This window comes from Aminobacter sp. P4_D5, assembly GCF_056401815.1.
Genome location: NZ_JBFUIP010000466.1, coordinates 1 through 944, shown reverse-complemented (window position 1 = coordinate 944; position 944 = coordinate 1). Strand labels below are relative to the sequence as shown.

Here is a 944-nt window from a genome sequence, read left to right as displayed (position 1 = left end):
GCGTCGATTTCCGCTGAGTTCACCTCATATACAGTGATAAGGCGTGGCGAAATGCGCCCCGCGTTTGTATTGCGTGCGGCCCGGCAGTTCGAGAACTCGCCGTGCCAGGCCACGATGGCATTCCGATCATCAGGCGACGCGCGCGTGGTGTCCTGCATCTGCGCCATCGTGGGCGTGGCCGACGTGCCCGGCAGCGAGAGCCTAGCGTGAATGCTGGCGTACTCGGGCTTGGATGCTGCGGCGCGGGTGCACGCCTGGTAGGCTTCGACCGTCTCGCGTTCGATTTCGTGGTATCCGGCGAGTTCGCGCTGAGCGCCGGTCTGACACGCGGCCAGCGGCAGAGCCATCGCCGCGATTGCAGCGACCGCCAAGCTTCGGTGATTGTATTTCAATGTTCGGCCTCCAGTGGCCCAGGCATGCCTTCTTCGGCAGCCGCCACAGAAGTAAAAATACTCCGCACACAGCTCCGCGCGTCACGCACTTYGATGCAGRYGCGRTTTCACTTTGGTGCAGGTATTGCGCTGACTGGCTGCYGGCAGCGCGGCGTCGGTGTAAGTGTATCTCGCAACACTTAAGAGGCTGCCATGAGCCGCGGTATCGGCGTCCTGCAACGCGAGATCCTGGTCCGGCTGGCCCGGCATGCGGCCACGTTCAGACCTCCCGGTGGCGAGTTCTGGGAAGGAGCTGCGCGGGTCAGGGAGATCGCCCAGGACATCGCGCTGGTCCGCGGCCTCCCGACCTCCGTCACCGACGAGTTCGGCCGGACCCACAAACTCGACGTCGTCAACAGCCTGGGCGTCCGCAGGGGTCTGAACGGCTTGAGCCGGCTCGGCCTCGTCGTGACCCTGGACGGCTGGGCCCACCCGACCGAGGCGGGCATGGCCATGGCGGTAAAGATCGCCCCGAAGGCCTGCCAGCCCATCACCAAGGCCGCGATCATGGCC

Annotated in this window: 2 protein-coding genes; one reads left to right on the top strand and one right to left on the bottom strand. The window is 65.3% G+C overall.

What is annotated here, in order from left to right; all coding sequences use genetic code 11:
* A partial coding sequence (locus AC1DWF_RS32805; protein WP_476842692.1) for a hypothetical protein occupies positions 1 to 392 on the bottom strand: 392 nt, incomplete at its 3' end.
* A 192-nt stretch (positions 393 to 584) separates the two neighbouring features.
* Here AC1DWF_RS32805 and AC1DWF_RS32800 point away from each other — a divergent pair.
* A partial coding sequence (locus AC1DWF_RS32800; RefSeq protein ID WP_476842691.1) for a hypothetical protein occupies positions 585 to 944 on the top strand: 360 nt, incomplete at its 3' end.